Source organism: Streptomyces sp. NBC_01268 (assembly GCF_036240795.1).
In the GTDB taxonomy this organism is placed as follows: Bacteria; Actinomycetota; Actinomycetes; order Streptomycetales; family Streptomycetaceae; genus Streptomyces.
This window is the reverse complement of record NZ_CP108454.1, coordinates 2503588-2530574: the sequence shown is the minus strand read 5'-3', so window position 1 is coordinate 2530574 and position 26987 is coordinate 2503588. Positions and strand designations below refer to the sequence as shown.

At 73.0% G+C, this 26987-nt stretch carries 26 protein-coding genes, 1 other RNA gene and 1 pseudogene; 14 read left to right on the top strand and 14 right to left on the bottom strand.

The features are described from left to right. Nucleotides 1-10 precede the first annotated feature (10 nt). Genes OG309_RS11115 through OG309_RS11105 form a run of 3 tightly spaced genes read right to left on the bottom strand, consistent with a single transcriptional unit; the run spans nt 11 to nt 2870 of the window. Nucleotides 11-1168: a sensor histidine kinase gene (locus OG309_RS11115; protein ID WP_329420175.1), complete on the bottom strand. Its 1158-nt coding sequence runs from the start codon at nt 1166-1168 to the stop codon at nt 11-13. Nucleotides 1169-1194: 26 nt separating this feature from the next. Then, nucleotides 1195-1917, bottom strand: a complete 723-nt coding sequence (locus OG309_RS11110; RefSeq protein WP_329420173.1) for an ABC transporter permease — start codon at nt 1915-1917, stop codon at nt 1195-1197. Further along, nucleotides 1914-2870 carry an ABC transporter ATP-binding protein gene (locus OG309_RS11105; RefSeq protein WP_329420171.1) on the bottom strand — a complete coding sequence of 319 codons (957 nt, stop codon included), beginning with the start codon at nt 2868-2870 and terminating at the stop codon, nt 1914-1916. The genes OG309_RS11110 and OG309_RS11105 overlap by 4 nt, the downstream gene beginning before the upstream one ends. Nucleotides 2871-3168: 298 nt before the next feature. Here OG309_RS11105 and OG309_RS11100 point away from each other — a divergent pair, with 298 nt between their 5' ends. Genes OG309_RS11100 through OG309_RS11090 form a run of 3 tightly spaced genes read left to right on the top strand, consistent with a single transcriptional unit; the run spans nt 3169 to nt 6103 of the window. Further along, nucleotides 3169-4026 (top strand): MaoC/PaaZ C-terminal domain-containing protein, encoded by an 858-nt coding sequence (locus OG309_RS11100; protein ID WP_329420169.1) that lies wholly within the window; start codon nt 3169-3171, stop codon nt 4024-4026. Between the two features lie 25 nt (nt 4027-4051). Next, nucleotides 4052-5128, top strand: coding sequence for a Zn-dependent alcohol dehydrogenase (locus tag OG309_RS11095; protein WP_329420168.1), 1077 nt, complete (start codon nt 4052-4054; stop codon nt 5126-5128). 30 nt (nt 5129-5158) lie between these two features. Further along, nucleotides 5159-6103: a 3-oxoacyl-ACP reductase gene (locus tag OG309_RS11090; RefSeq protein ID WP_329420166.1), complete on the top strand. Its 945-nt coding sequence runs from the start codon at nt 5159-5161 to the stop codon at nt 6101-6103. Between the two features lie 107 nt (nt 6104-6210). Here the strand turns inward: OG309_RS11090 and OG309_RS11085 are convergent, their stop codons facing one another. After that, nucleotides 6211-6333 carry a hypothetical protein gene (locus OG309_RS11085; RefSeq protein WP_329420165.1) on the bottom strand — a complete coding sequence of 41 codons (123 nt, stop codon included), beginning with the start codon at nt 6331-6333 and terminating at the stop codon, nt 6211-6213. Between the two features lie 48 nt (nt 6334-6381). Next, nucleotides 6382-7527: a hypothetical protein gene (locus tag OG309_RS11080; RefSeq protein WP_329420163.1), complete on the bottom strand. Its 1146-nt coding sequence runs from the start codon at nt 7525-7527 to the stop codon at nt 6382-6384. Between the two features lie 225 nt (nt 7528-7752). Here OG309_RS11080 and OG309_RS11075 point away from each other — a divergent pair, with 225 nt between their 5' ends. From OG309_RS11075 to OG309_RS11060, 4 genes are all read left to right on the top strand, one after another. Next, nucleotides 7753-8787 (top strand): ABC transporter substrate-binding protein, encoded by a 1035-nt coding sequence (locus OG309_RS11075; protein WP_329420161.1) that lies wholly within the window; start codon nt 7753-7755, stop codon nt 8785-8787. Between the two features lie 122 nt (nt 8788-8909). Next, complete coding sequence (locus tag OG309_RS11070; RefSeq protein WP_329420159.1) at nt 8910-9779, top strand: Nif3-like dinuclear metal center hexameric protein; 870 nt, start codon at nt 8910-8912, stop codon at nt 9777-9779. Further along, a complete protein-coding gene (locus OG309_RS11065; protein WP_329428261.1) occupies nt 9776-10519 on the top strand; it encodes a zinc ribbon domain-containing protein in 744 nt (247 codons plus the stop codon). Before OG309_RS11070 ends, OG309_RS11065 begins: the two co-directional genes overlap by 4 nt. Continuing rightward, the gene (locus OG309_RS11060; protein ID WP_329420158.1) at nt 10519-11976 is read left to right on the top strand and encodes a bifunctional RNase H/acid phosphatase; all 1458 of its coding nucleotides are present in this window, start codon (nt 10519-10521) and stop codon (nt 11974-11976) included. Before OG309_RS11065 ends, OG309_RS11060 begins: the two co-directional genes overlap by 1 nt. Nucleotides 11977-12028: 52 nt before the next feature. Here the strand turns inward: OG309_RS11060 and eda are convergent, their stop codons facing one another. Together eda and yaaA are read right to left on the bottom strand one after the other, a co-directional pair. Further along, nucleotides 12029-12658 (bottom strand): bifunctional 4-hydroxy-2-oxoglutarate aldolase/2-dehydro-3-deoxy-phosphogluconate aldolase, encoded by a 630-nt coding sequence (eda, locus tag OG309_RS11055; protein ID WP_329420157.1) that lies wholly within the window; start codon nt 12656-12658, stop codon nt 12029-12031. A 72-nt stretch (nt 12659-12730) separates the two neighbouring features. Next, nucleotides 12731-13498: a peroxide stress protein YaaA gene (gene yaaA / locus OG309_RS11050; protein ID WP_329420156.1), complete on the bottom strand. Its 768-nt coding sequence runs from the start codon at nt 13496-13498 to the stop codon at nt 12731-12733. A 129-nt stretch (nt 13499-13627) separates the two neighbouring features. Here yaaA and OG309_RS11045 point away from each other — a divergent pair, with 129 nt between their 5' ends. Next, nucleotides 13628-15070: an RNB domain-containing ribonuclease gene (locus OG309_RS11045; RefSeq protein ID WP_329420155.1), complete on the top strand. Its 1443-nt coding sequence runs from the start codon at nt 13628-13630 to the stop codon at nt 15068-15070. On the opposite strand, the gene OG309_RS11040 is transcribed toward OG309_RS11045, so the two are convergent. Continuing rightward, the gene (locus tag OG309_RS11040) at nt 15015-15869 is read right to left on the bottom strand and encodes a hypothetical protein (RefSeq protein ID WP_329420153.1); all 855 of its coding nucleotides are present in this window, start codon (nt 15867-15869) and stop codon (nt 15015-15017) included. The genes OG309_RS11045 and OG309_RS11040 overlap by 56 nt on opposite strands. Next, a complete protein-coding gene (locus OG309_RS11035; protein ID WP_329428260.1) occupies nt 15866-16609 on the bottom strand; it encodes a MerR family transcriptional regulator in 744 nt (247 codons plus the stop codon). The genes OG309_RS11040 and OG309_RS11035 overlap by 4 nt, the downstream gene beginning before the upstream one ends. A gap of 145 nt (nt 16610-16754) precedes the next feature. Between OG309_RS11035 and OG309_RS11030 the strand changes: the two are divergent. Together OG309_RS11030 and rnpB are read left to right on the top strand one after the other, a co-directional pair. Beyond that, nucleotides 16755-16889, top strand: a pseudogene (locus OG309_RS11030) (Uma2 family endonuclease); the annotation flags it as partial. A 131-nt stretch (nt 16890-17020) separates the two neighbouring features. Beyond that, an RNA gene (gene rnpB / locus OG309_RS11025) (RNase P RNA component class A) lies at nt 17021-17419 on the top strand. Between the two features lie 372 nt (nt 17420-17791). Here the strand turns inward: rnpB and OG309_RS11020 are convergent. From OG309_RS11020 to OG309_RS11005, 4 genes are all read right to left on the bottom strand, one after another. After that, the gene (locus OG309_RS11020) at nt 17792-19435 is read right to left on the bottom strand and encodes an alpha/beta fold hydrolase (protein ID WP_329420152.1); all 1644 of its coding nucleotides are present in this window, start codon (nt 19433-19435) and stop codon (nt 17792-17794) included. A gap of 152 nt (nt 19436-19587) precedes the next feature. Further along, a complete protein-coding gene (locus OG309_RS11015) occupies nt 19588-20022 on the bottom strand; it encodes a hypothetical protein (protein WP_329420150.1) in 435 nt (144 codons plus the stop codon). A gap of 81 nt (nt 20023-20103) precedes the next feature. Then, complete coding sequence (locus OG309_RS11010; RefSeq protein WP_329420149.1) at nt 20104-20709, bottom strand: hypothetical protein; 606 nt, start codon at nt 20707-20709, stop codon at nt 20104-20106. A 222-nt stretch (nt 20710-20931) separates the two neighbouring features. Next, nucleotides 20932-21969, bottom strand: coding sequence for a hypothetical protein (locus OG309_RS11005; protein WP_329420147.1), 1038 nt, complete (start codon nt 21967-21969; stop codon nt 20932-20934). Nucleotides 21970-22207: 238 nt separating this feature from the next. On the opposite strand from OG309_RS11005, the gene OG309_RS11000 reads away from it, so the two are divergent. Next, entirely contained in the window at nt 22208-22531 is a 324-nt protein-coding gene (locus tag OG309_RS11000; RefSeq protein ID WP_329420145.1) for a nuclear transport factor 2 family protein, read from the top strand. Between the two features lie 34 nt (nt 22532-22565). On the opposite strand, the gene OG309_RS10995 is transcribed toward OG309_RS11000, so the two are convergent. Next, complete coding sequence (locus OG309_RS10995) at nt 22566-23342, bottom strand: SDR family oxidoreductase (protein ID WP_329420144.1); 777 nt, start codon at nt 23340-23342, stop codon at nt 22566-22568. Between the two features lie 102 nt (nt 23343-23444). Between OG309_RS10995 and OG309_RS10990 the strand changes: the two genes are divergently transcribed. From OG309_RS10990 to OG309_RS10980, 3 genes are read left to right on the top strand one after another with little or no spacing between them, the layout of a single operon-like run. Further along, nucleotides 23445-25079: an alkaline phosphatase D family protein gene (locus OG309_RS10990; RefSeq protein ID WP_329420142.1), complete on the top strand. Its 1635-nt coding sequence runs from the start codon at nt 23445-23447 to the stop codon at nt 25077-25079. Nucleotides 25080-25111: 32 nt separating this feature from the next. Beyond that, on the top strand, nt 25112-26386 hold the full coding sequence (locus tag OG309_RS10985; RefSeq protein WP_329420140.1) for a Bcr/CflA family multidrug efflux MFS transporter: 1275 nt from the start codon (nt 25112-25114) through the stop codon (nt 26384-26386). A 16-nt stretch (nt 26387-26402) separates the two neighbouring features. Next, nucleotides 26403-26879: a hemerythrin domain-containing protein gene (locus tag OG309_RS10980; RefSeq protein WP_329420138.1), complete on the top strand. Its 477-nt coding sequence runs from the start codon at nt 26403-26405 to the stop codon at nt 26877-26879. Nucleotides 26880-26987 lie beyond the last annotated feature (108 nt).

Genomic DNA, 26987 nt, shown 5'->3' with positions numbered 1-26987 from the left:
GGCCCAGGGGCTACGGCAGGGCTTCGGAGGCGGCATCGGCCGGCGGGTCCGCCGCCTCCCCGTCCACCGGCAGCTCCGCCGTCACCCGGAAGCCGCCGCGCGGGCCCGGGCCCGACTCCAGGGTGCCGCCCGCCGCCAGCACCCGCTCGCGCAGGCCCTTCAGCCCGCTGCCGGGGGTGCCCTCGCCCGTGCCGCGACCGTTGTCCGTGACGGTGAGGCGGACGCGTTCGGGGGTGCCCCCGACCTCGATCGTGCAGCGGGTCGCGCGGCTGTGCCGTACCGCGTTGGTCGCCGACTCGCGGACCACCCAGCTCAGCAGGGCCTCGGTCTGCGCTTCCAGCGGCGGGCCCGACCGGCGGACGACCGGCTCGATGCCGGCGGAGGACAGGGCGTCCCGCGCGCGGTCCAGCTCCGCGGCCAGGGTGACCTCGCGGTAGCCGGTGACGGCCTCGCGGATCTCGGTCAGCGCCTGCCGGCCGACCGACTCGATGTCCGTGATCTGCGACAGCGCCGCGTCCAGGTCGCGCGGCGCCAGACGGCGGGCGGCCTCCGACTTCACCACGATCACCGACAGGGTGTGGCCGAGCAGGTCGTGCAGGTCCCGGGAGAAGCGCAGCCGCTCCTTCTCGACGGCCGTGCGGGCCAGCTGCTCGCGGGTCGCGCGCAGCTCCTTCACCGTCTCGGAGAGGGTGAGCACCGCCGCCGTCACCATGGCCGAGATGAACGTCCCGTACGCCACGTTGATCGCGCCCCACCCGTCCCGCAGCCCGGCCACCGTGCCCGCGACCACGCACAGCGGGAAGACGATCCGGCCCAGCATCCGGCCGCGGACCACCGAGCCCACGGCGAGGCCGAGGAGCGGGAAGAAGAGCAGGTAGGGGCCGCCGCAGGTGGTGGCGAGGACCAGGGTGACCGCAGTGATCGCGGCCAGCAGCCACCAGGTCGCCGGGGCCTCCCGCTTGGTGCGGTCGAAGGCGCGGAAGACGATCGAGATGTAGAGGGAGTTGAAGGCCAGGAGGCCGAGGCCGGCGATCCACGGGTAGCGGGTGTCGCCCTGGAGGAGGTTGGAGACGGCGCCCATGCCCATCAGCAGCCACGGCAGCATGGCGAAGCCGTTCGGCGGGCCCAGCTCCTCCGGGATCCGGCCGCCGCGTCGCTTGCGTCGCATGTCGACTCCTCCTCCAGTCCCAGGCATCAGATCGTCCGTGCCGAACGACGGTACGAGACCGCCGCGTACGCGCCGAACAGTGCCGCCCACGCGACCAGGATCACCAGTGCCCCGGTCCCCGGCATCGTGCCCTCCGTCAGTGCCCTGCCGAGCTCGGCGAAGCGGTTGGTCGGCGTGTACGACGAGATCGTGCGCAGCCACTGCGGGAACAGCTCCACCGGGAACCACAGGCCGCCGACCACCGCGAGCCCCAGGTTGCAGGCGACGTTGACCACGCCGGTCGTCTGCGCGGAGAGCCGGTAGCCGTTGCCCAGGCCGAGCAGGGTGAAGGGGAGCGAGCCGGCCCACAGGGCGAGGGCGACCGCCGCCCACTGCCAGGCGTCGAGCCGTACGCCGTTGACGAGCGCCCCCGCGAGCAGCACGGCGGCGATCGCCGGGAGGACCACGACCGTGCCGGTCAGGGCGCGGCCCGTGACCACCTGGCGCGAGGTCATCGGCGTGATCCGCAACTGGCGCAGCCAGCCGGAGGACTTGTCCTCGGCGACGCCGGTGCCCAGGGACAGGGCGGCGCCGAGCGCTCCGTACGCGGCCATGCCGACCATGGCGGCGGCCTTGACGTCGGCGCTGTTCGCGCCGCCGAGGTTGGTGAAGAGCAGGTACATCATCACCGGCACGGCGATCGAGGAGATCGCGAAGCCGACGTCGCGCAGGGTGCGGCGGACTTCGAGGCGGACGTAGGCGGTGATCATCGGGCCGTCTCCATGGTCTTGGTGGTGGCGGTGGTGGCGGTGCCGGTGGTGTTGGTGCCGGTGGTGGTGTCTGCGCCGGTCAGTGCCAGGAACGCGTCGTTCAGCGAGACCGGGGCGACCTCCAGGCCGCGGATCGCGTGCAGCGCCGCCAGCGCGAGGACGGTCGCGTCCGAGTCGTCGCTGCGCAGGTGCGCGCGGTCGCCGCGGATCTCGATCGAGGTGACGCCGGGCAGCAGGGTGAGGCCGTCCGTCGGACCGCCGTGCAGGTCGAAGGAGACCAGCGCCCCGCCGGCCCTCCGCTTCAGCTGCTCGGCCGTGCCGTCGGCGAGCACGCGGCCCGCGTCGACGACGACGATCCGGTCGGCGCTGGTGTCGGCCTCCTCCAGGTAGTGGGTGGAGAACAGCACCGTGTTGCCGCGCCCGGCGTAGTCCCGCATCGCGTCCCAGAAGACCTGCCGGGCCTCGACGTCCAGGGCGGCGGTCGGCTCGTCGAGGACGATGAGCTCGGGGTTGCCGGCCAGGGCGACGGCGAAGCGGACGCGCTGGGCCTGGCCGCCGGAGAGCCGGTCGGCGCGGCGGTCCGCGAACTCGGTCAGGCCCGCCAGCTCCAGCGCCTCCGCGACCGGCATGGGGGAGGGGTAGGTGCGGGCGACGAACGAGACGAGCTCGCGGACGGTGACCCGGGGGACCGGGCGGGTGTCCTGGAGCATGGCGCCGACCCGGCCCGCCTCGACCGCGCGGGCGGGCGTGTCGCCGAACAGGCGGACCCGGCCGCTGTCGGGGGCGTCGAGGCCGAGCAGCAGGTTGATGGTCGTGGACTTCCCGGCGCCGTTGCGGCCGAGCAGGGCGACGGTCTCGCCGCGGCGGATCGTGAGGTCGATGCCGTCCACGGCGCGGACCGGGCCGTAGGTCTTGGTGGCCGCCTCGAAGGCGACGGCGGGCTCGTTCGTCATGACCACGACGTTACGGAGGGGAGGGTGCGGCCGGACAGGAGCGCATGTACGGACCTGGCAGTGACAAATGTCCCGGGTGCCCTGCATCCCTGGGAGCGGACAGGATCTGACATGCCGTCAGGAGGGTTCCCAACAGAACACCCCTCCGCTATACATGGGGGTCACCGAACTGGAACAGGTTCTAGCTTCTGGGGCTTCCGTTCCGGTCCCGGTTCCCGCACGGCCTCGGTGCGGTCGACGGTGCGGACGACCGCACCGAGGTCTTCCACTCCAAGGATCCCCAAGGAGCAGCAAGCCGATGCCCATTGACGCCGCCAAGGCCGTCGCCGCCGAGCCCCGCAGCGCGGAGATCGGCTGGGACCACAAGGACGTCCAGCTCTACCACCTGGGCCTCGGCGCGGGCGTCCCCGCGACCGACCCCGACGAGCTGCGCTACACCCTCGAATCCCGGCTGCACGTGCTGCCCAGCTTCGCGACCGTCGCCGGTGCCGGCATGGGGGTCGTCGGCGGGCTCTCCGCCCCCGGCATCGACATCGACCTCGCCGCCGTCCTGCACGGCGGGCAGTCGATCACCCTGCACCGCCCGCTGCCCGTCTCCGGCCGGGCCGTCTCCACCTCCCGCGTCGCCGCCGTGTACGACAAGGGCAAGGCCGCCGTCCTGGTGCTCCGCTCGGAGGCCGCCGACGAGGACGGCCCGCTGTGGACCAGCGACGCCCAGATCTTCGTCCGCGGCGAGGGCGGCTGGGGCGGCGACCGCGGGCCCTCCGAGCGCCTCGAACTCCCCGCCCGCGAGCCCGACGCCACCGTCGAGCGCCCCATCCGCGAGGAGCAGGCCCTCCTCTACCGCCTCTCCGGCGACTGGAACCCGCTCCACGCGGACCCCGAGTTCGCCAAGCTGGCGGGCTTCGACCGGCCGATCCTGCACGGCCTCTGCTCGTACGGCATGACCCTCAAGGCGGCCGTGGACACCCTCCTCGACGGCGACGTCACCCGGGTCCGCGCCTACCGCACCCGCTTCGCCGGGATCGTCTTCCCGGGCGAGACCCTGCGGATCCGGATGTGGCGCCTGGAGGGCGGCCGGATCCAGATCACGGTCAGCGCCGTCGAGCGGGACGACGCGCCCGTGCTCGCCGACACCGTCGTGGACCACTCCTGACACCAGCCCCGAGGGGAGCCGCACCATGCGCGCAGCCGTACTGCACGAGATCGGCCAGGACAAACTCGAAGTCCTCGACGACGTCGAGGCGGTGGGCTTCGGCCCCGGCCGGGTGAGGATCCGGGTACGGGCCACCGGCCTGTGCCACTCCGACGTCTCCGCCATGAGCGGCGTCCTCCCGCAGCCCGCGCCCTTCATCCCGGGGCACGAGGGCGCCGGCGAGATCATCGACATCGGCGACGGGGTGACCGGACTGAGCGAGGGGCAGCGGGTGCTGCTCTGCTGGCTGCCCGCCTGCGGCAGCTGTCCCGCCTGCAAGCGCGGTCAGACCCAGCTCTGCCTGGCCGGCTTCATGAACGCCGGGACCCCCAACTTCAAGCGCCCCGGCGGTGACGTCTTCGGCTTCGCCGGCACCGGCACCTTCGCCGAGGAGGTCGTCGTCGACGCGGGCTGCGCCGTCCCCATCCCGGACGACGTGCCCTTCGACATCGCCGCGCTCATCGGCTGCGGCGTGACCACCGGGCTCGGCGCGGCCATCAACACGGCGAAGGTGGAGGCAGGTTCGTCGGTCGCCGTGATCGGTTGCGGCGGCGTCGGCATCTCCGCGATCCAGGGCGCCAAGCTGCAGGGCGCGGCCCAGATCGTCGCCGTCGACCCCGTCGAGTCCCGGCGCGAGGCCGCCCTCCGCTTCGGCGCCACCGAGGCCGTCGCCCCCGACGCCCTCGCCGACGCCAAGCAGCGGATCACCGGCGGCGAGGGCTTCGACTACGTCTTCGAGGTCGTCGGCAAGTCGGCCACCGCGCGCACCGCGTACGAGACCACCCGGCGCGGCGGCACCCTCTGCGTCGTCGGCGCGGGCGCCCTCGACGACCACCTCCAGCTCAACATGTTCGAGCTCTTCTTCGACGAGAAGAAGATCCTGCCGTCCATGTACGGGGGCGGGGACGTGCTCCGTTCGTACGAACGGGCCATCGCGCTCTGGCGGGCCGGCCGCATCGACCTGGAGTCCCTGATCACGCACCGGGTGCCGCTGGCCGGGATCAACGAGGCGCTGGAGCAGATGCGGACCGGGGCCGCGCTGCGCACGTGCATCGAGATCTGACCGGTACCCACACCTGAGAGGACCTGCCCCATGTCACTCCCTCTTGAGGGACTGAGCGCGATCGTCACCGGCGCCGGCCGCGGGCTCGGCCGGGCCGAGGCGCTCGAACTGGCCGGGCTCGGCGCGGCCGTCGTCGTCAACGACTACGGCCAGCCCGGGCGGGACGGCTCCGGCGACGCGTCGGCGACCCCCGCCGAGGAGGTGGCCGCCGAGATCCGCGCGGCGGGCGGCCGGGCCGTCGCCCACCTCGGGGACATCGCCGACTTCGAGACCGCGCGCGCCCTGGTCGACCTGGCCGTGAGCGAGTTCGGGAAGCTGGACATCCTGGTCAACAACGCGGGCATCCTGCGTGACCGGATGGTCTTCTCGATGAGCGAGGAGGAGTGGGACTCGGTGATCCGGGTCCACCTCAAGGGCCACTTCAACACCACCCACCACGCGGCGGTGCACTGGCGGGGCCGGGCGAAGGCGGGCGAGAGCGGCGTCTACGGGCGGATCGTCAACACCTCGTCCGAGGCCTTCCTCGCCGGTTCGGCCGGACAGCCCAACTACGCGGCGGCCAAGGGCGGGATCGTGGGCCTGACGACGTCCACCGCGCTCGCCCTCGCCAAGTACGGCGTCACGGCGAACGCGATCTGCCCCCGGGCCCGCACCCGGATGACCGAGGACGTCTTCGCCGGGTTCGCCGAGCCGACCGCCGAGGACCAGCTCGACCCGCTGTCTCCGGAGCACGTGGCGCCGCTCGTCGGCTATCTCGCCTCCCCGGCGGCGGCCGGGGTCAACGGGCAGCTGCTGGTCGTCCACGGCGGGATGGTGGCGATCGTGGACCGCCCGAAGGTGGCCGCGAAGTTCGACACGGCGAAGGACGCCTTCACCTACGAGGAGCTCGACGGGCTCCTCACCCCGCACTACGCGGCGCGGCCGGCGGGGGAGACCTTCGCGGCGGCGGAGGTGCTGGGGCTGAAGAAGGGCTGACCGCGCGGGGGTGCGGACGGGGAGGTCGAGGAAGGCGGACGGCCCCCGGGGAGGGATCCCTCCCCGGGGGCCGTCCGTGCGCTCGCGCGCGCCTGCCGGTCCTGCCGCTACGCGTCGGGCTCGCGACGGTGGCGGCCGTGCGGCGAGGAGGACGTCGCGTCCTCCGACGGTGCCGATTCGCCCCGGTGCCTGCCCGAGCCGTTCGACTCCTGCGCGTCCGTGTTGCTCATGGTGGAACTCACCCCGTTGATCTCGCTCTTGCTGTGCGGCCAGTGAGTCTAACGAGCGGGCCGGCGGTCCGTCAGCGGAGCCTGCTGCAACGGCACCGGCCGGCAGATCTTGAAGGCGCCGGTGCCCGTCACCGGGCCCGGTTCCGGTACGGGGGGCTCGTCGGGCTCCTCCAGGGACGCGAGCCCGCAGGGCGTGCCGGCCGTCGCGTAGGGGAGCCGCAGCACCCCCTCGGGCGTCCACAGGCCCGCCCCGGCCAGCCAGCCCGCCGGTACGCCCAGTTGGCGCATCCGGCGCGCGGAGGGCCGCCACATGCCCACCCAGCTGCCCGCCGCGGCGTCGATCCGCAGCGCCACCCCGCAGCCCTCCGGCAGGAGCGCCTGCCCGGGCTGCACCGCGAACGGCGTGACCGCCGCGTCGTCGAGGCGCAGGCACTCGGGGAACCGCACCGGCAGCAGGCTCCCCAGGACGCCCCAGCCCAGCCGGTCGTGCCCCGGCGAGGGCGCGTCGGAGCGGATCAGCAGCAGCCCGCTGTCGGGGTCCGCGAGCAGCAGCCGGTCGTGGCTGTCCTCGGTGATCTGCAGCAGCGGGGTCACCTCGCCGCCGCGCTCCAGGTCGACCGCGACCGCCTTCACCGGGCCGTCGTCCAGGCGCCGGTCGAGGGCGAGCATCCGGCCCGTACGGTCCAGCCACACGCCGCCCGAGCAGCGCCCCCTGACCTCGGCGACCTGCTCGGGCCCGAAGGCGCCGCCCGCCACCAGCCACAGGGTGGTGGTGTCCTGGCCGACGCACATGGCGTACGCGCAGATGCCGTCGGGCGACGGCGGGAGCAGCACCAGCTCCCCCGTGCCGGGCGCCTCCACGGCGCCGAGCACCAGCTCGCCCGTCTCGGGGCCGGTCGGGTACAGCAGCGAGAACGTGTGCCGGCGCCCGTCCACGCGGCGCGCGACCAGCACCCGCCCGTCGGCCAGCGGCAGCAGCGGTGTGCCGGGCTCCTCGGGCTGGGCGAGCGGCAGCGGTACGGCGTACGGCTCCGGGCCGTCGAGCGTCCACCGCTCGACGTACAGCGCGTCCCCGGATCCCGCGAGCCGGGCCGCGTAGGCGCCGTTCGTGGTGATCGTGAACGCTCCGGGGCCGGCGGGCGCGGGCCACATCGGGCCGCCTTCCGCCGCCGTTTCGACGGCACAGACTGTCATCGACTCGTCACCTCCGGCCACGAAGCTAGTTTTCGCACTTCCAGCCGAACAACGCGAGCCACCGCACTTCACCCCAAAGGGTGGCCGTCATCCGGTTCCGCTGAGCGGAGGGGGCGGGTTGTGCTGGTGGGGCTCAGGGTAGGTAAGGTAAGGCGACCCTAAGTGGAACTCGGTGCTCCGCCTCCGGGTCGCGAGCCGTCCCCGTACGCGTACAGGAGATCCTTCATGTCCTTCCGCCGCCGCGGCACCGCCGCCGCCCTCGGCCTCGCCGCCGCGCTCACCCTCGCGGCCTGCGGAGGCGGTGACGGCTCCTCGGACGGGGCCAAGAAGGACGAGGGCGGCAAGAAGAAGGACGTCGCCGTCGGCGGCAAGGACTTCGGCGACGCCGCCGCCAAGACCGCCGCCATGGGGACGGACGCCCAGCCGGGACAGTTCCCGCGCACCCTCACCCACGCCCTCGGCAAGACCGAGATCCCCGCCGCGCCCAAGCGCGTGATCGTCCTCGACGTCGGCGAGCTCGACAACGTCGTCTCCCTCGGCGTCAAGCCCGTCGGCTACGCCCCCTCCGAGGGCGACGACGGCATCCCCGGCTACCTGAAGAAGGACGCCGGGAGCCCCAAGTCCATCGGCACCATCAACAACCTCAACCTGGAGGCGATCGCCAACCTCCAGCCCGACCTGATCCTCGGCAGCCAGCTGCGCGCCGCGGACAAGTACGACGAGCTGTCGAAGATCGCCCCCACCGTCTTCTCCATCCGCCCGGGCTTCACCTGGAAGGAGAACTACCTGCTCAACGCCGCCGCCCTGGACAAGAGCGCGGAGGCGAAGACCAAGCTGGACGCCTACGAGACCAAGGCGAGGAAGCTCGGGACGGACCTCGGGGCCGACAAGCCGACCGTCTCCATGGTCCGCTACCTCCCGGGCAAGATCCGCCTCTACGCCAAGGCCTCCTTCATCGGCACCATCCTGGAGGACGCCGGCCTGCCCCGGCCCGCCAACCAGCAGGTGGACGACCTCGCCGTCGAGGTCAGCCCCGAGAAGATCGACCAGGCCGACGGCGACTGGATCTTCACCGGCGTCTACGGCGACCCCAAGGCCACCAAGCGGGACACCGCCCAGGCCAACCCGCTCTGGAAGAACCTCAAGGCGGTCAAGGCCGGCCAGGCCAAGGACGTCCCGGACGAGACCTGGTACCTCGGCCTCGGTGTCACCGCCGCCGACAGCGTCCTCGACGACCTGCGCGCCGACCTCGTGAAGTAGCGGGACCGGGCGGCGGCCGGGGCGGGGCCGCCCCACCCGGCGGGCGGGCGCGCCCACCCGGCCGGAGCAGGTTGTCCACAGGCCAGGACGGCGGGGCATGCAGGGCAGGTAGCCTTTCCCTCGTGCCCCGTCTGTCTGAAGTCATCGCCGAGCTCGACGCCCTCTGGCCGCCCGAGCGGGCCGAGCAGTGGGACGCCGTCGGCACCGTCTGCGGCGACCCCGACGCCGAGGTCTCCCGCGTGCTCTTCGCCGTCGATCCCGTACAGGAGATCGCCGCCGAGGCCATCGCGCTCGGCGCCGACCTGATCGTCACCCACCACCCGCTCTACCTGCGCGGGACGACGACCGTCGCGGCCTCCCACTTCAAGGGCCGGGTCGTGCACACCCTGATCAAGCACGACATCGCCCTCCACGTGGCCCACACCAACGCCGACACCGCCGACCCCGGCGTCTCCGACGCCCTCGCCGGCGCCCTCGACCTCCGGGTCACCGGACCGCTCGTCCCCGAGAGCAACCTCGGCCGGATCTGCGAGCTGGACCACCCCGAGACCCTCGCCGAGTTCGCCGCCCGCGCCGCGAAGCGGCTGCCCGCCACCGCGCAGGGCATCCGCCTCGCCGGCGACCCCGACATGGAGCTGCGCCGGGTCGCCGTCAGCGGCGGCTCCGGCGACAGCCTCTTCGACGCCGTACGGGCCGCGGGCGTGGACGCCTTCCTCACCGCGGACCTGCGCCACCACCCCGTCTCCGAGGCGACCCAGCACTCCCCGCTCGGCCTGGTCGACGCCGCCCACTGGGCCACCGAATGGCCCTGGTGCGAGCAGGCCGCCGCCCAGCTCGACACGATCTCCGACCGCCACGGCTGGGACCTGCGCGTCCACGTCTCCCAGACGGTCACCGACCCCTGGTCGGCCCACGTCGACCCGGCCGCCGCCCTCCCCGGGAGCGCTCCGAGCGCCCCTTCCGCACCCACCTCTCCTGGAGCCCCCAACTGAACGCCGCGCCCGCCGACCAGATCCGACTCCTCGACGTCCAGGCCCTGGACGTGCGCCTCCAGCAGATCGCGCACAAGCGCCGGTCGCTGCCGGAGCACGCCGAGATCGAGTCGCTGAACAAGGACCTCACCCAGCTCCGCGACCTGCACGTCGCCGCGCAGACCGAGGAGAGCGACTGCGCCCGCGAGCAGACCAAGGCGGAGCAGGACGTCGACCAGGTGCGCCAGCGCGCCGCCCGCGACCAGCAGCGGCTCGACTCCGGTGCCGTGTCCTCCCCGAAGGACCTGGAGAGCCTGCAGCGCGAGATCACCTCGCTCGCCAAGCGCCAGGGCGACCTCGAGGAGATCGTCCTGGAGGTCATGGAGCGCCGCGAGTCCGCCCAGGAGCGCGTCGCCGAGCTGACCGAGAGGGTCGCCGCCGTGCAGGCCAAGACCGACGACGCGACCGGCCGCCGCGACCGCGCGCAGGCCGAGCTGGACGCCGAGACCGCCTCGGTCACCAAGGAGCGCGAGCTCGTGGCGGGCTCCGTCCCGGCCGACCTGATGAAGCTCTACGAGAAGCTGCGCGAGCAGCAGGGCGGCGTCGGCGCGGCCCGGCTGTACCAGCGCAAGTGCGAGGGCTGCCACATCGAGCTGAACATCACCGAGGTCAACGAGGTCCGCGCGGCCGCCACCGACACCGTGCTGCGCTGCGAGAACTGCCGCCGGATCCTGGTCCGTACGTCGGAGTCCGGTCTGTAATGACACCGTCGAGGGAGCTGATCGTCGAGGCCGACGGGGGCTCCCGGGGCAACCCGGGACCCGCCGGCTACGGGGCGGTGGTCCTGGACCCGGCGACGGGGGAGACCCTGGCGGAGCGGGCCGAGTTCATCGGCGTCGCGACGAACAACGTCGCCGAGTACAAGGGCCTGGTGGCCGGTCTGGCCGCCGCCAGGGAGCTGTTCCCGGACTGCACCGTCCATGTCCGCATGGACTCCAAGCTGGTCGTCGAGCAGATGTCCGGCCGCTGGAAGATCAAGCACCCCGACATGAAGCCGCTGGCGGCCGAGGCCGCCCGCGTCTTCCCGCCGGGCCGGGTCCGCTACGAGTGGATCCCGCGCGAGCGCAACAAGCACGCGGACCGGCTGGCCAACGAGGCGATGGACGCCGGGCGCCGGGGCGAGCAGTGGAGCCCCGCCGCGTCGACCGCGGCCCTGGACCTGACGGCCGACCTGGCCGCCGCCCGCAAGGCGGCGGGCGACCCGACGGCCGGCGCGGCCAGGGCGCGGGCCGCCCTGGCCGGCGGCAAGCCGACCGCGACCACGACCGCGGCCGGGCGCCCGCCCGCCACGCCTGCCGCCTCCGCTTCCGCCTCCGCCTCCGCTTCCGTCTCCGCCTCCGACGACGGCCTCTTCGCCCCCGACGAGGCCGTGGCGTCCCAGGCCCGCGCCTCCCTGAGCACCGCCGCGGCGGCGGACCGGACCGTCGCCGCTGACCGCGAGACGGCGACGGGCGACTTCGAGGCGGAGGCCGCGGACGCGGCGCACACGCGGGCCGCGCCCGCCGCCTCGCCGGGCTGGTCGGGCCCGGACATGGGCGCCCCGGCGACGTTCGTGCTCCTCCGGCACGGCGAGACGGCCCTCACCCCCGAGAAGCGCTTCTCCGGCAGCGGCGGGGGCGACCCCGAGCTGTCCGCGGCCGGCCGCCGCCAGGCCGAGGCCGTGGCCGCCGCGCTCGCCGCGCGCGGCACGATCCAGGAGATCGTCAGCTCCCCGCTCACCCGCTGCCGCCAGACCGCCGAGGCCGTCGCCACCCGCCTCGGCCTGGACGTCCGGATCGAGAACGGGCTGCGCGAGACCGACTTCGGCGCCTGGGAGGGCCTCACCTTCGGCGAGGTCCGCGAGCGGTACAGGGACGACCTCGACGCCTGGCTCGCCTCCCCGAAGGCCGCCCCGACCGGCGGCGGCGAGAGCTTCGCGACCGTCGCCCGCCGGGTAGCCGCCACCCGCGACCGCCTGACGGCCGCCTACGCGGGCCGCACGGTCCTGGCGGTCACCCACGTGACCCCCATCAAGACCCTGGTGCGACTCGCCCTCGGCGCCCCGCCCGAGTCCCTGTTCCGCATGGAGCTCTCGGCGGCCTCGATCTCGGCGGTGGCCTACTACGCGGACGGCAACGCGTCGGTCCGCCTCCTCAACGACACCTCGCACCTGAGGTAGCCGGCACCCGGAGCCCGCCGGAGGCCGCGGCCCGGCTGACCCGACTGCCGGGTCAGCCGCCCGCCAGTCCCGAGGCCTCCCGCGCGAGCGCCTCGACGCGCCCCCAGTCGCGGGCCGCGAGCGCGTCCGCCGGGAGCATCCAGGTGCCGCCGACGCACGCCACGTTCGGGAGGGCCAGGTAACCCGGGGCGGAGCTGCGGGAGATGCCGCCCGTCGGGCAGAAGCGGGCCCGGGGGAGGGGCCCCGCGAGGGACTTCAGGTACGGCACGCCGCCCGCCGCCTCCGCGGGGAAGAACTTCATGTCCGTCACCCCGCGTTCGAGCAGCGCCACGACCTCCGAGGCGGTCGAGACGCCGGGGAGGAACGCCACGCCCGAGGCGCGCATCGCCTCCAGGAGGGCGTCCGTCCAGCCGGGGCTCACCAGGAAGCGGGCCCCCGCGCCGACCGCGTCCGCCACGTCGACGGGCGAGACGACCGTGCCCGCGCCGACGACCGCCTCCGGTACCTCCGCCGCGATCGCCCGGAGGGCGTCGAGGGCCGCCGGGGTGCGCAGGGTCACCTCGATCGCGGGCAGGCCGCCGGCCACCAGGGCGCGGGCCAGCGGTACGGCGTCGGCGGCGTCCTCGATCACGACGACCGGGACGACGGGGGAGGCGGAGGCAAGGTCAAGCACGCTCGTCATGGCCCCATCCTGGCGGTGCGGAACGGGGTGTGCAACGAGCGTTGCGTATGTTGCAACGGCGGCCGGGTGGGGCTAGTGGATCTCGTCCACCAGCACGTCCAGCGCTCCCGCCTTGCCGCCCTCCTCCACCACGTACCCCAGGTCCCGCAGCGCCTCCGTCAGTTCCTCCCGGCCGGCCGGCGCCGCGCCCGACTCCAGGAGGCTCCGCACGATGCGCCCCTTCGTCGCCTTGTTGAAGTGGCTGACCACCTTCCGGGTCGGCGCGTGCAGCACGCGCACCGTCGCCGTACGCGCGGCCAGGTCGCCCTTCGGCTTCCACGCCGACGCGTACGCCGACGAGCGCAGGTCCAGGACCGGACCGTCCCCGGCCTCCTCCGGCAGGACCGCGGCCATCGCCCCGCGCCAGTGCGCCCCGAGCGCGCCGAGAGCCGGCAGCTTCACTCCCATCGAGCAGCGGTACGACGGGATCCGGTCGCTCACCCGTACGGCGCCCCACAGCCCGGAGAACACCAGCAGCGAGCGGTCCGCCCGCTTCCGGGCCGCCGTGTCCAGCGTCGACAGGCCCAGCGCGTCGTACAGGACCCCGGTGTAGATCTCCCCGGCGGGACGCGCGCCGGCCGTCCGCAGCTCCGTGTTCTTCGCGACCTCACCGCGCAGGCCCTCGCTCAGGCCGAGCACCTCGCGCGCCTTCTCCTCGTCGGCGGCGCACAGCTCGACCAGCTCGTCGAGGACCGCGGCCCGCGCCTGCGCGAGCCCCGGCAGCGACAGCGACTCCGGCTTGAGCGGCGCCCCGCGCCCCGAGGAGGCCTTGCCTTCGGAGGGCGGCAACAGGACGAGCACGGCGGTTCTCCTTCGTACGTACGGGCGTGGGGGTGCGGCCCCGGTGACCCAGCGTACGAGGTGGCGGGGGGCCCGGGCCGCCGCCCGCGACGAGGTGCCGCCCCCCGCCCCCCGTCCTACGCTCGGTCCATGCCCCGCCGACACCTTCACGTGACCGCCGCAGCGGACGCTCCGCTGTCGGCCGCCCTGCGCGCGCTCCGTACCCAGCTGGCCATCCCCGAGTCCTTCCCGCCGGCCGTCCTCGCCGAGGCGGAGGCCGCGGCGAAGGCGCCGCACCTGCCCGCGTACGACGCCACCGACATCCCCTTCTTCACCATCGACCCGCCGACCTCCCGGGACCTGGACCAGGCCATGCACCTGGCCCGGCGCCCCGAGGGCGGCTACCGCGTCCACTACGCGATCGCCGACGTCGCCGCGTTCGTCGCCCCGGGCGGCGCCCTCGACGCGGAGGCGCACCGGCGGGCCACCACGCTCTACCTCCCCGACGGCAAGGTGCCGCTGCACCCGCCCGTGCTCTCCGAGGGCGCGGCCAGCCTCCTGCCGGGCAACACCGCCCCCGCCCTGCTCTGGCGCATCGACCTCGACGCCGAGGGGCGCCAGGTCGCCGTCGACGTGCGCCGGGCCCTCGTCCGCAGCGTCACCAAGCTGGACTACGCGGGCGCCCAGGCCCAGATCGACGCCGGCACCGCCGAGGAGCCGCTCGCCCTCCTCGCGGCCGTCGGCCCCCTCCGGGAGCGGCTGGAGATCGAACGCGGCGGCGTCTCCCTCAACGTGCCCGAACAGGAGGTCTCCGAGACCGCCGGCGTCTACACGCTCGACTACCGGGTCCCGCTGCCCGTCGACGGCTGGAACGCCCAGATCTCCCTGCTCACCGGAATGGTCGCCGCCGACCTGATGATCGCGGCGGGCACCGGTGTGCTGCGCACCCTGCCGCCCGCCCCCGACGGGGCCGTCGCCAAGCTGCGGCTCTCCGCCAAGGCCCTCGGGATCGAGTGGCCGCACCACGTCTCGTACGCGGAGCTGATCCGCTCCCTCGACCCGGGCAACGGCCGGCACGCCGCCTTCCTCCAGGACGCCACCAGCCTGCTGCGCGGCTCCGACTACACGCCCTTCACCGGCGGGCACGTCCCCACCCCGTCGGTGCACGCGGCCGTCGCCGACGAGTACACCCACTGCACGGCCCCGCTGCGGCGGCTCATCGACCGCTACACCGGCGAACTGAGCCTCGCCGCGTCCGCGGGCACGGCTCCGCCCGAGTGGGTGCTGAGCGCGCTCGACACCCTGCCGCAGGACATGGCGAAGGGGACGAAGCTGGCCAACAAGGCCGAGCGGGAGAGCGTCGACATCGTCGAGGCCGCCCTGATGAGCCACCGGATCGGCGAGACCTTCGACTCGGTCGTCATCGACGTCCAGGAGCACGAACCGGACGTCGGCACCGTCCACCTGCCGGACCCGGCCGTGATCGGCCGGGTCGAGGCCGACGGGGCGCCGCTGCCGCTCGGCGACCCCCTGCGGGTCAGGCTGACGCAGGCGGATCCGGGACGGGCGAAGGTCCTGTTCGCGCCGGCGTAGCGGCGTCGCCGCCCCGGCCCCCGAGCGTCCCGCGCGCCTCCCGCAGCGCGCGTACGAGCGCCCGCGCGTCGTCCGCGTGGAGGCGGACGGTGTGCACCGGCCGGGGCGGCCCGAGCAGCCGGGGCGCGGCCACCGGCCCGGTGAGCTCGACCGTGAGGGAGGTCTGCGAACCGACGGCCAGGTTCAGCTCGCCCTCCGCCTTCTCGTGCGAGAACAGCGACTCGTGGCGGACGGCGGCGATCCGCTCCAGCGGGATGCGCACGTCGACGTGGGCGGCCTGCCGCACCCGCAGCGCGTCCTCGGTGAGCAGGTGCGGCCGGGTCGCGGAGGCGGCGTGCAGGCCGAGCACGAACAGCACGGTGTACACGTCGAGGACGAGGACGACGGCGTGCACCACCGGCCACGGGGCCAGCAGGTACGACATGCCGACGGTCTCCACGACGCAGACGAACGCGAAGCCGTACATGAGGGCCGCCTGGTCCCGCGCGTGCGGGAACGCCGTGGCGCCCGGCCCGACGCCGTGCGGCCGGCGGACGACCCAGCGTGCCAGGCTCGCCATCAGCCGCAGCTCGTGCCCGGCCAGCCGCAGCACCGGCTCCGGCACGAGCCGGCTCAGCGCGGCCCGCCGCGAGAGCCCGCGCCGCCGCAGCCGCAGGTAGGCGAAGGCCTCGACGCCGACCAGCAGCGCCACGGCCGCCTCGGCACCGACGAGGACCGCCCCGGGTATCCGTACGCCCGCGACGAGGCAGACGACGAGCACGAACTCGGCGGGCAGCAGCGCGTAAGCGAGGTACCTCATCGCGCGGTCCGCTCGTACGCCAGCCGCAGCGCCTGCCGTACGACGGCGGCCTGCGCCGGGGCGAGGTCGTCGAAGAAGACGTCGGCGAGCCCGCTCCCGGGCGGCTCCGCGACGGCCTCGTCCGGCAGACAGGCGGCGAGCAGCGCGGCGGCCTCCGCGACCCGGGGGTCGTCGGGCGCCGCGTCCACGAGGGCGTCGAGGCGCGCGTACAGCTCGGGCGCGTGCCCGGACGCCGCCCGCATCCGCTCCATCAGCAGGGCCCGCTCCTCCGCCGGCACCACGGTGTCGAGCAGGGTCAGCAGCTCCCGGTCCTTCGCGGCCATCGGCGACGCGGCCGGTCCGGGCGCCTCGCCCAGCTCCGCGAAGAGCGCCGCCAGCTCCGCCGACACCGGCCCCTCCGCCGCCAGTCGCCCCTCCCGCGCCTGCCCGAGCAGCTCCCCGAGCCGCGCCCGCCGCTCCCGGATCACCCGCTCCTGCCGCGCCAGATCCCCGTCGAGCTCCTCAAGGACCTCCACCAGCTCCCGCCCGGCGTCGTCGGCGAGCACGTCCCGCACCTCGTCGAGCCCGACCCCCAGCTCGGTCAGCCGCCGGATCCGCGCGAGCAGCACGGCGTCCCGCACCCCGTACTCCCGGTACCCGTTGGCCCGCCGCTCGGGCTCGGGCAGCAGCCCGAGGTGGTGGTAGTGCCGCACGGCCCGAGGGGTGACCCCGACGAGCGCGGCGATCTCGCCGATCCGCATCCCTTTGCCCATGCCCCCAGTAGAAACCCTGACGCTGCGACAAGGTCAAGCGTCCTCCGGGGCACGGCACGGATCATGTGCCACGGTCGAGGGAACGACCCCGATCACAGGGACGGCGGGTGCCCGGATGTCCGACGGTCACGACATGACTGCCATGCCGCACGCGCCACTCACGCAGGAGGAGATCCTGCCGGAGGGCGTTCTGGCGCTGGAGACGCCGGAGGGCTTCCGGGCGGAGCTGATCGAAGGGGAGATCGTCGTGACGCCGCCGCCGGACGGGACCGCGGGGACTACCGCGAGCAGCACCGGGTCCCGTTCGGCAAGTCCCTCGCCCTCCCCGAGCCCTTCGGCTTCGACGTGGAGACGGCCGACTTCGTGTGAATCGGCAGGTAGCATGGTCGGCACGGCAGACGAGCCGGGCGGGCGGCCGCGTGGAGACCTTCGGGTCTTCCCGAGGAACGTCCGGGCTCCACAGGGCAAGGTGGTGGCTAACGGCCACCCGGGGTGACCCGCGGGACAGTGCCACAGAAAACAGACCGCCGGGGACCTCGGTCCTCGGTAAGGGTGAAACGGTGGTGTAAGAGACCACCAGCGCCTGAGGTGACTCAGGCGGCTCGGTAAACCCCACCAGGAGCAAGGTCAAAAGGGAACACCCCGGTGTTCCTGCGCGGACGATCGAGGGCTGCCCGCCCGAGTCCGCGGGTAGACCGCACGAGACCGGCGGCAACGCCGGTCCTAGATGGATGGCCGTCACCCCGACGACCGCGAGGTCCCGGGGTACAGAACCCGGCGTACAGCCCGACTCGTCTGCCCCTACCTGGGGCTTTTCCTCGAAAAGGGCGTCTGACCTGCGTCGGATGCCCTTTTCGATCTTTGAGGGGCTTGCCGACCCGCCCCTCTTCTCCGCCAGGACCCGCTCAGTGGGTTACCAGCCGAAGGTGTACCCGTCGCCGTTGCACGAGCTGCAGACGCCGTCCCCTCCGCATGTGTCGCAGTCTCGCGGGAAGGGGAAGCCGTCGACCTTGCCGGTGCCCTTGCACTTTCGGCACTCGCCCTTCCTGTCAGGGCATGACGTGCATCGGGCCATGAGAGTTCTCCTTCTCGTCTTGAATGTGGACCGCCGTAGCCGTCGTGGGTTGCGCACTCGTCGTTTCCCGGGCCCAGCCGGGCAACGGAGAGGACCTACAGCGGTTCGTCTGCCGGTTCGAAGTGGGGAAGGGACGGGCCGGCCACAACAGCGCTGCCTCCCCATCGGACGCGATGCGTCTCGGTTCCTCCTGAGGGGCAGCAGGTGGGATCGGTGTCCTTGAAGATCGGACGGGTCAGCGTGGCTTCCGTGCCGTTCTGCGAGGTGAGGCGGAGCTGCCCGGATCCGGTCGCCTGGCCCACGTACCTGTTGCCGTGGAAGAAGAACACGCTGACGCAGTTGCCGTTGGCGCTGCCGACGCAGGCGGCTTGAACGGCGCGCAGCGGGCCGGCCATGCGGGTGATCTCCTCTGCGGTGACAGTGGTGCTGAAGTGGTGCCGCCGGATGAGTCCCAGGGCCGCGGCGCCGTCGATGGTGGTCGTGGTCGGTTGTTGGGCTGTGGCCGGGCAGCCGGTGAACTCGACCAGCCGGGCGGGGGGTTTCATGCCTCGGAGCCGGCCGCAGTCACGGACCCAGTCCGGGTCGTGGTCGTCCTCCATGACCGGGACGAGGTGGGTGGCCAGTTTGAGCCGGCCGGCCGTACGGGTGAAGACCGTGATGATCACGGAGTCGGTGGCGGGAGTGTCTCCCCAGATGACGGCCGACCAGCCGGGGTAGCACTTGCTGTCTCCGAGGTGGACTTCGGAGGGGGCTTGCAAGGTGCGGGTGACTGCCGTCTTCAGTTCCGCGCGGGTGGGGCACGGGTTCGTGGGGACGGGCTTGACGGGCTGTGTGCCCCGGATGCGTTCGATCTGCTTGATCACCGTCTCCATGACGGCGGGATCGGTCTTGATGTTGATGTGGTTGCAGCCGCTCTCGAGAACCTTCCAGCCGCTCGGGCGGCAGGTGAGGACGTGCGGCTCGCCGGTCATGTTCGCGTACGCGGTGGCGGAGTCGCGGGTGACGGCGATGTCCCCGATTCCCACTTCGGGCGGCGGGGAGACGTCGAAAGGCCCCCGGGGCAGGGTGAACCTGATGTCGCCCGCGATCGCCCGGACGGGCAGTTCCTTGGGCCAGGGCGGCAGTTTGGCGATTTCGGCCGAGCGGTACCTCAGCGCACGGCCCTGGGGAGATTTGAGGGCTGTGAATGCATCGCAGATGTCGTCTTCGTGCGTGAGGTCGTATCCCGCACAGAAACTGAGGACGGCGTTGAGCGTCATGAGTACGGGGTCACGGGAGATGCTGAGCAGGTCCGTGCCCGTTTGGAGGGCGGTGACGAGTGGGGAGCCGATCGTCGGCGTGCCGATGGTGATGACCTCGGCGATGTTCTGCCACGTCTTGCCGTCGGACCGGCCGTCGGAGCGTGAGGCTGCGTACTGGGTGGCGAGGCCGCCCATGGAGTGGCCGACGACCACGACCTTGTGGCCGGTCGCTCGGGCCAGGCAGTTGACGGCGTCCGCGAGCGCCGGACCGATGCGACGGTCCGTGACCCATTCGGGCTGGGCCGCGTGGTAGTCGTAGGTCCACGCCGTGACCCGGGCCAGGTGGGCGACTCTCGCGGGAAAGGATCCCTTCCCCGGCCGGTATGCCTCGCCTGCCTTCTGCGCCTTGTCGGCCGGGTACACCCCCTCGGGCTGGTTCCAGGTGTCGGCTCCGGCGTTGATGCCGTGGACGAAGAGGACGGGCGTACTGTTCGCCACCGGCCCGCGAGGCTCGACCTGTACGACCTTGCCGCCCGCGGAACAGGGGCCGGGGGCCGCCGCTGCGGTCCCGGAAAGCACCGTAGTGAGGCCGAGGAGGGTCAGCAGGGTGGAACAGAGGGCGACAACGCGCTTCCGGATCGAATGGCCCGTCACTTCAGGACCTCCACTACGGTGATGCGCCATCCGGTACTCCGCTTGGCGAACCCGATGAGGACGTGCTGTGCGGGTTTCCCTGGTTTCGTCAGGGTGGCCTGTGCGTTGGCGTAGCCGTTGGCCTCGTGCCAGCTGTCCTCGCTCAGGTCGATGCGGGTTCCCTCGGGGAGAAGGCGGCCGGCCTCCAGAGCGTGATCCAGTTCCGGGGTGAGTGCCGCCCGCTGGGTGGCGGCATCGCCGGAGGCCAGGTCCTGGGCGACGTCGGCCGCTTGGGCGGGCAGGGGTCCACCCGGCTTGTACGGCAGTGAGGGGGCGCCCGGAGGCTTGCCGCTGTCCGGTGGGCGTGGTGGCTGGTTGTCGCGGAGGGCCAGATAGCCGACTCCGAAGGCGGCTACCAGGGCCAGGCCGAGGACCAGGAGGGTTTTTCGCATGACTTCATGCCTCCGTGGAGAGTCAGGTGTGCGAAGGACACATCAGCGGGAAACGGAGTGCCTCGGTGCGGTGCGCCGTGATCAGTACCGGTTGACCGGGCCCCAGCCGCCGGCATGTGAGGTGAGGCGGGTCTTGATGTAGTACGTCGGGCTCAGACCGCCTCCGTTGGGGCGGCCTCCCAGGCCGTCAGGAAGGTGCCGTGTGCTCATGGCGGGGCTGTAGGCCCGGAAGATCTCGCCGGCGCCCGTCAGACAGTTGTTCGTGAGGAGGTCGTAGCTCGTGCGGGCCAGAGCTCGGTAGGTGCGCTGTGCGGGGGCGATGCTGCCGCTCGCGGTTGTCTGGCATCGGTAGAACTCGTACTTCGAGGGGGCGAGGATGCTGCCTTTCGCAGTCAGCTCCCGCCAGGTTCCGCCTGCGATGCGAGCGCCCATGGCGAGGGGCTGCTGCGTGGTCGGCCCTTGGAAGGTTCCCCAGATGTAGTGGTCGGCGCGGGCGGTGTCCTTGACGGCCCAGCCGGCGTGTCCGGCGCCGCCCGCGCCGTCGGTGTCGAGGAAGAAGCACACCTGTCCTCGTCCTGCGGCGTGGGCCTGCGGGATTGCCAGGGAGGCGGGGAGCAGGGCGAGGGAGAGGGATACCAGGACCGCGTCGAGGCGGAATGCAGAGGTCCTCGTGGGCTTTGCGGGCATGCGGGCAGGCATGAGCGACCCTTCGGTGGTGGTGGGATGACCGCGATGAGGAACGTCGCTGCGCGTTCAGGCGCTGCGGCCTGCGATCTGTCACCACCGTAGGAGGCCTTGGGGTGTCTCCGTGCAGGTTGGCGTGGCGAGCTCTGGCGTGAGCACAGGTGACCAAGATCATCAAGAGGGGATCGGGGCGCCGGACCCATCCGCATCGCCCCACCGCCGGGATCAGTCGAGCAGGCCCATCCGGCATGCCCTGACCACCAGTTGAGTGCGGGTGCTCACCTCGAACTCGCGGCAGAGGTCCTTGATGCGGCGTCGTGCGGTCGACGGCGATACGCCGAGGCGCCGCGCGATGGCCTCGTCCTTCACCTCGTCGGCGAGCAGCGCGATGAGATCGCGATGCTTCTGCATCAGGTCGCGGGGGGTCTGGTGATCGGGAGCGGCAAGCGGTGCGGCTCCGCGCCAGTGACGGACGAAGAGGTCGGCAGCGGCCGCGACCGCCCCCGGTGTTCGGACGACCATGATCCCTGCCTGGTTGTCGGCGGGGTCCAGAGCGGTGGCGACGTACTCGTCGTCGACGATGAACACCCAGACGGGGAGCGTGGGCACGGTGCGGATCTCGACACCGGCCGCTGCCATCGTGTGGGCGCCGTCCACCAGGCTGGGCAGGATGTCGATGCTCTCCAGGAGCAGGAGCTGCACGGGGGTGCCCCGCCGGGCGGTGAAGGCCGCGAGCTCGCCGATCGCCGTGTAGTCGGAGGTCTCCCCTACTCCCGGGGCGGCACCGGCGGCGGCCATGCACTGCACCGACGTCGACGCCGTGGCCGCGATCTGCTCCAGAAACGACCAGGCCGCGGCGGCTCCACGGTGCACCTGCGCCTCGGCAAGGGAGGAGGCCCTCTCCGAGCCGATCTCGGAGGCCAGCTCATCGACCGCCGCACGGCTCAGCTCGAGTTCCTTCTGCTGACGTGCCAGGCGCAGTTCGGCGCGTTCCAACAGGGGATGACAGGCCAGGACCGGATGGACGGCACGCAGCTCTCCCCCTGCGGTCCCGGCGAGCAAGCCCAGCGACAAGAGCCGCTCTGCGACAAGGCAGGCCTCCTGCGCGGAGAGGCCCACCGAGTCACCGACACACTCTGCGGTCGACGTCAGCCGCGTCAGAAAGAGGCGGTAGAACTCCGACTCAACAGCTCCCAGGCCCAACCCCGCCAGCATGGTCTTCCCTTTGTCCTCGCTCGCCTGACGAGCCGGCGGCCGCACCATGGGGCGGCTTGCACGGCCGGTTCCGGCACTGGTGTGAAGCTCACCGATTCTGCCCGATCCCTGCGGTACGGAACTCACAGAAACCAGCCATGTGATGCGGCATCACACTCGTGGTCCGAGCACAGAACCCGGCGTACAGCCCGACTCGTCTGCCCCTCAAGGCCCTCGCTGGTCCGTGAGGGGGCCCCTCCCGGTGTGGGACCCCCGGCCGCGGCCTCCCCCGGTGTACGGGTGGTGCATGACCCTTTCCGTGGACCAGCTCAGCGATCCCACCGTGCGGGCCTTCGTCGCCGCGCTCAACGCCAACGACCGGCAGGCCTTCTCCGAGGTCCTCGCGCCCGGTGTGACCATGTCCGACGACGGGTCGGACCGGGACGTGGCCGACTGGACCGAGCGGGAGATCTTCTCCTCCTCGGGGCGCATGGAGGTCGAGTCGGAGGCGGACGGCGGGCGGGCCCTCGTCGCCACCTACAGCAACGAGACCTGGGGGGCCATGCGGACCGCCTGGCGGTTCACCGTCGACGGGGGGAAGGTGTCGCGGTTCGAGACCGGTCAGGCCTGACCGGGCCCGCCCGGCAGCGCTCCCCGGGCGGGGCTCAGCCCCGCCCGATGTACGGCATCGCCGTCGCCATCACCGTCGCGAACTGCACGTTCGCCTCCAGCGGCAGAGCCGCCATGTGCACCACCGTCGCCGCCACGTCCGCCGCGTCCATCACCGGTTCCGCCGCCAGTTCGCCGTTGGCCTGGAGGATGCCGGTCTGCATGCGGGCCGTCATCTCCGTCGCCGCGTTGCCGATGTCGAGCTGGCCGCAGGCGATCCGGTACGGGCGCCCGTCCAGCGACAGGGACTTCGTCAGGCCCGTCATCGCGTGCTTCGTCGCCGTGTACGCGATGGAGTGCGGGCGCGGCACGTGCGCCGAGATGGAGCCGTTGTTGATGATCCGGCCGCCCTGCGGCGCCTGGTCCTTCATCGTGCGGAAGGCGGCCTGCGCGCAGAGGAACGCCCCCGTCAGGTTGACGTCCACCACCGAGCGCCAGGTCGCGTGGTCCAGGTCCTCCACGGGGACGCCGCCGCCCGCGAACGTACCCGCGTTGTTGAAGAGCAGGTCGACCCGGCCGAACCGGTCCCGTACCGCCTCGAAGAGGGCCGCGACCTGCTCGGGGGAGGTCACGTCGGTGGGGACGCACAGCACGTCCGAGGCGGGGAAGGGGGCTGCGGTCTCCTCCAGGGGGGCCAGGCGGCGGCCGGCCAGGGCCACCTGCCAGCCGGCCTCCGCCAGGGCCCGCGCCACGCTCCGGCCGATGCCCGACCCCGCTCCCGTCACCACTGCGATGCTCATGGGCGCGCAGCGTACGGCAGACCCGTGCCCCATGAACTCATCCGTCCGACACGTGGATGTTCTGTACCCGACAACGTGAGGTCGTCCCGCCCCCTTGCAATACCGGACGGACAGCATCCTTCAGGGGAGGGGAACATGACCACCAGTCAGGTACGTTCCGAGGAACTTCGCGCCGCCGCACGGGACTTCGGGAGGCGCCGGTTCCTCACCGTCACGGGTGCCGCCGCCGCGCTCGCCTTCGCCGTGAACCTGCCCGCCGCGGGCACGGCCGCCGCCGCGGAGCTCGACCCGCGCCGCATCTCCGACGACCCGTTCACCCTGGGGGTGGCGTCCGGAGACCCGCTGCCCGGGTCCGCGCTGCTGTGGACGCGGCTCGCCCCCCGCCCGTACGAGACGGGCGGCGGCCTGCCCGCCGGCAGCCGGGTCACCGTCCGGTGGGAGCTCGCCCACGACGAGCTGTTCCGGCGCGGGGTCCGGCGGGGAAGCGCGATCGCGCATCCCGAGTTCGACCACACCGTCCACGTCGAGGTCCCGGACCTCGGGCCCGGGCGGGTCTACTTCTACCGCTTCCGCGTCGGGTCCTGGACCAGCCCGGTCGGCCGGACCCGCACCGCGCCCGCTCCCGGTGCGCACAACACCCGTCTGAAGCTGGCCGCCGTCTCCTGCCAGGCCTACCACGACGGCTACTTCACGGCCTACCGCCACCTCGCCGACGAGGACCTCGACGTCGTCTTCCACCTCGGCGACTACCTCTACGAGTACGCCGTGAACGGCGCCGGCGGTGCCCGCGCCTACCAGGACCGGGTCCTTCCGGGCGTCTTCGCCAAGGAGACGCTGACCCTCGACGACTACCGGCTGCGCTACGCGCTCTACAAGTCCGACCCGGACCTGATCGCCGCGCACGCCGCCCACCCCTTCGTCGTCACCTGGGACGACCACGAGACCGAGAACAACTACGCGGGCGACACCCCCGAGAACGACGTGCCGCCGGAGGAGTTCCTGATCCGCCGCGCCGCCGCCTACCGCGCCTACTGGGAGAACCAGCCGCTGCGCCGCCCCCAGCGGCCCCAGGGCCCGGACATGCGGCTGTACCGGCGGCTGCGCTTCGGGCGGCTCGCCCAGTTCGACATCCTCGACACCCGCCAGTACCGCTCGGACCAGGCGTACGGCGACGGCTGGCAGGTCCCGGGACCCGAGTCCGAGGACCCCGCGCGCACGCTGACCGGCGCCGCCCAGGAGCGCTGGCTGATCGACGGCTGGCGCGACTCGCGCGCCCGCTGGAACGTCGTCCCGCAGCAGGTCGTCCTCGCCGAGCGCCGCAGCGTCCCCACCGACGCGTACAAGCTGTCCATGGACTCCTGGGACGGCTACCCCGCCTCCCGGCAGCGCGTCCTCGCCGGGGCGCAGGCGGCCGGGGTCGAGAACCTGATGGTGCTCACCGGCGACGTGCACGTCGCGTACGGCCTCGACATCAAGGCCGACTTCCGCGACCCCGGCTCCCGGACCCTCGGGACCGAGATCGTCACCACGTCCATCAGCAGCGGGAAGGACGGCAGCGAGCGGCCCTCCAACTACGGCAACCTGACGCGGGCCAACCCCCACCTGAAGTTCTACGACGGGCGGCGCGGCTACGTGACCGTCGCGCTCGGGCAGGACAGCGCGCGGGCCGACTTCCGTACCGTCTCCGCCGTGACGGTCCCCGGCGCCCCGGTCACCACCGCCGCGTCCTTCGTCACCGAGGCGGGCGACCCCGGGCTCACCCCCGCCTAACATAAGGAAGGATTCAACGAAACGGAGCAGCAATGCCGGAGAGCGGCCGGACCACCACCAAAGCCCACATAGCCGACGCACCGGCCGCCACCGCCCGTAGGGCGGGGCTGCTCGTGACCCTCGTGCTGGGCGGTCTCACCGCCCTCCCGCCGCTCTCCATGGACATGTACCTGCCGGCCCTGCCGGAGGTCACCGAGGTGCTCCGCGCACCCGCCGCCACCGTCCAGCTCACCCTGACCGCCTGCCTCGCCGGCATGGCGCTCGGTCAGCTCGTCGTCGGCCCCATGAGCGACAAGTGGGGCCGACGCCGGCCGCTGCTCATCGGCATGATCGTCTACGTCCTGGCGACCGCCGTCTGCGCCCTCGCCCCCTCCGCCGGCCTCCTCATCGGCTTCCGGCTGCTCCAGGGCCTCGCGGGCGCGGCCGGCATCGTGATCGCCCGCGCCGTCGTCCGCGACCTGTACGACGGCGTCGAGATGGCCCGCTTCTTCTCCACCCTGATGCTGATCTCCGGGGTCGCGCCGGTCGTCGCCCCGCTCATCGGCGGCCAGATCCTGCGGATCACCGACTGGCGGGGCGTCTTCTACGTCCTCACCGGCGTCGGAGTCGTCCTCACCCTGGTCGTCTGGCGCTTCCTCCACGAGAGCCTGCCGCCCGAGCGGCGCCACGCGGGCGGCGTCGGCGAGGCCCTGCGCACCATGCGCGGGCTGCTCGCCGACCGCGTCTTCGCCGGCTACATGCTGACCGGCGGGCTCGCCTTCGCCGTCCTCTTCGCCTACATCTCCGCCTCGCCCTTCGTCGTCCAGGAGATCTACGGGGCCTCCCCGCAGACCTTCAGCCTGCTCTTCGGGCTCAACTCCGTCGGCCTCGTCGCCGTGGGCCAGATCAACGGGCGGCTACTCGTCGGCCGCGTCAGCCTCGACAAGGTGCTCGGCTGGGGCCTCGGCATCATCCTGCTCGCCTCCGTCGCCCTGCTCCTCATGACCACCGGCGTCTTCGGCGAGCCCGGTCTCGCGGCCGTGGCCGCCGGCCTCTTCGTGCTGATGTCGGCGATGGGCCTCGCCCTGCCCAACACCCAGGCCCAGGCCCTCATGCGCACCCCGCACGCGGCCGGCTCCGCCTCCGCCCTGCTCGGCACCTCCTCCTTCCTCATCGGAGCCGTCGCCTCGCCGCTCGTCGGCATCGCCGGCGAGACCACCGCCGTCCCCATGGCGGTCGTCCAGGTCTGCTGCGCCGTCGCCGCCGTCGCCTGCTTCCTGCTGCTCTGCCGCCCCTGGCGCGTCGCAGCGGAGAAGCGGAACCCCTGATGTGACGATCCGGGGCATGTGCCACTACTGCGGGTGCCGCGACATTCCCCTGATCAAGGAGTTCATCGCCGAGCACGAGGCCGTCACCGACCTCGGCGGGGACGCCGTCCGGGCCCTGGCGGCCGGGGACCGCACCCGCGCCGCCGCGCTCGCCGCCGAGATGGCGGTGCTGCTGCGCGCACACTGGGCGGGCGAGGAGGCGGGTCTCTTCCGCGTCATGAGCGAGAACGAGGAGTACGCGGGCTACGTCGACGCGCTCGAACGGGAGCACCGCGAGCTCGCCGCCTTCCTCTCCGCCCTGGACCTGGACGACCCGGAGCAGCGCACCGCCTTCGCCGAGGCCGTCGACGAACTCCACGCGCACATCGCCAAGGAGGAGGACGGCCTCTTCCCCGCCTCCCTCACCGAACTCACCGGCCCCCAGTGGAACCTCGCGATGTCCGCCTGGAGCACGGCCCACGGCCGGGACGTCGGGGCCCCGGCCGGCGCCTAGGCCGCCCGGACCCGGGACCTGGGCGCCCCCGGACCCGGGGCCGCCCCAGGTCCCGGCGGAAGAATTCCGGGGCGGGTCGCAACCTCCGGGGGAGACGCACGTCTGGTG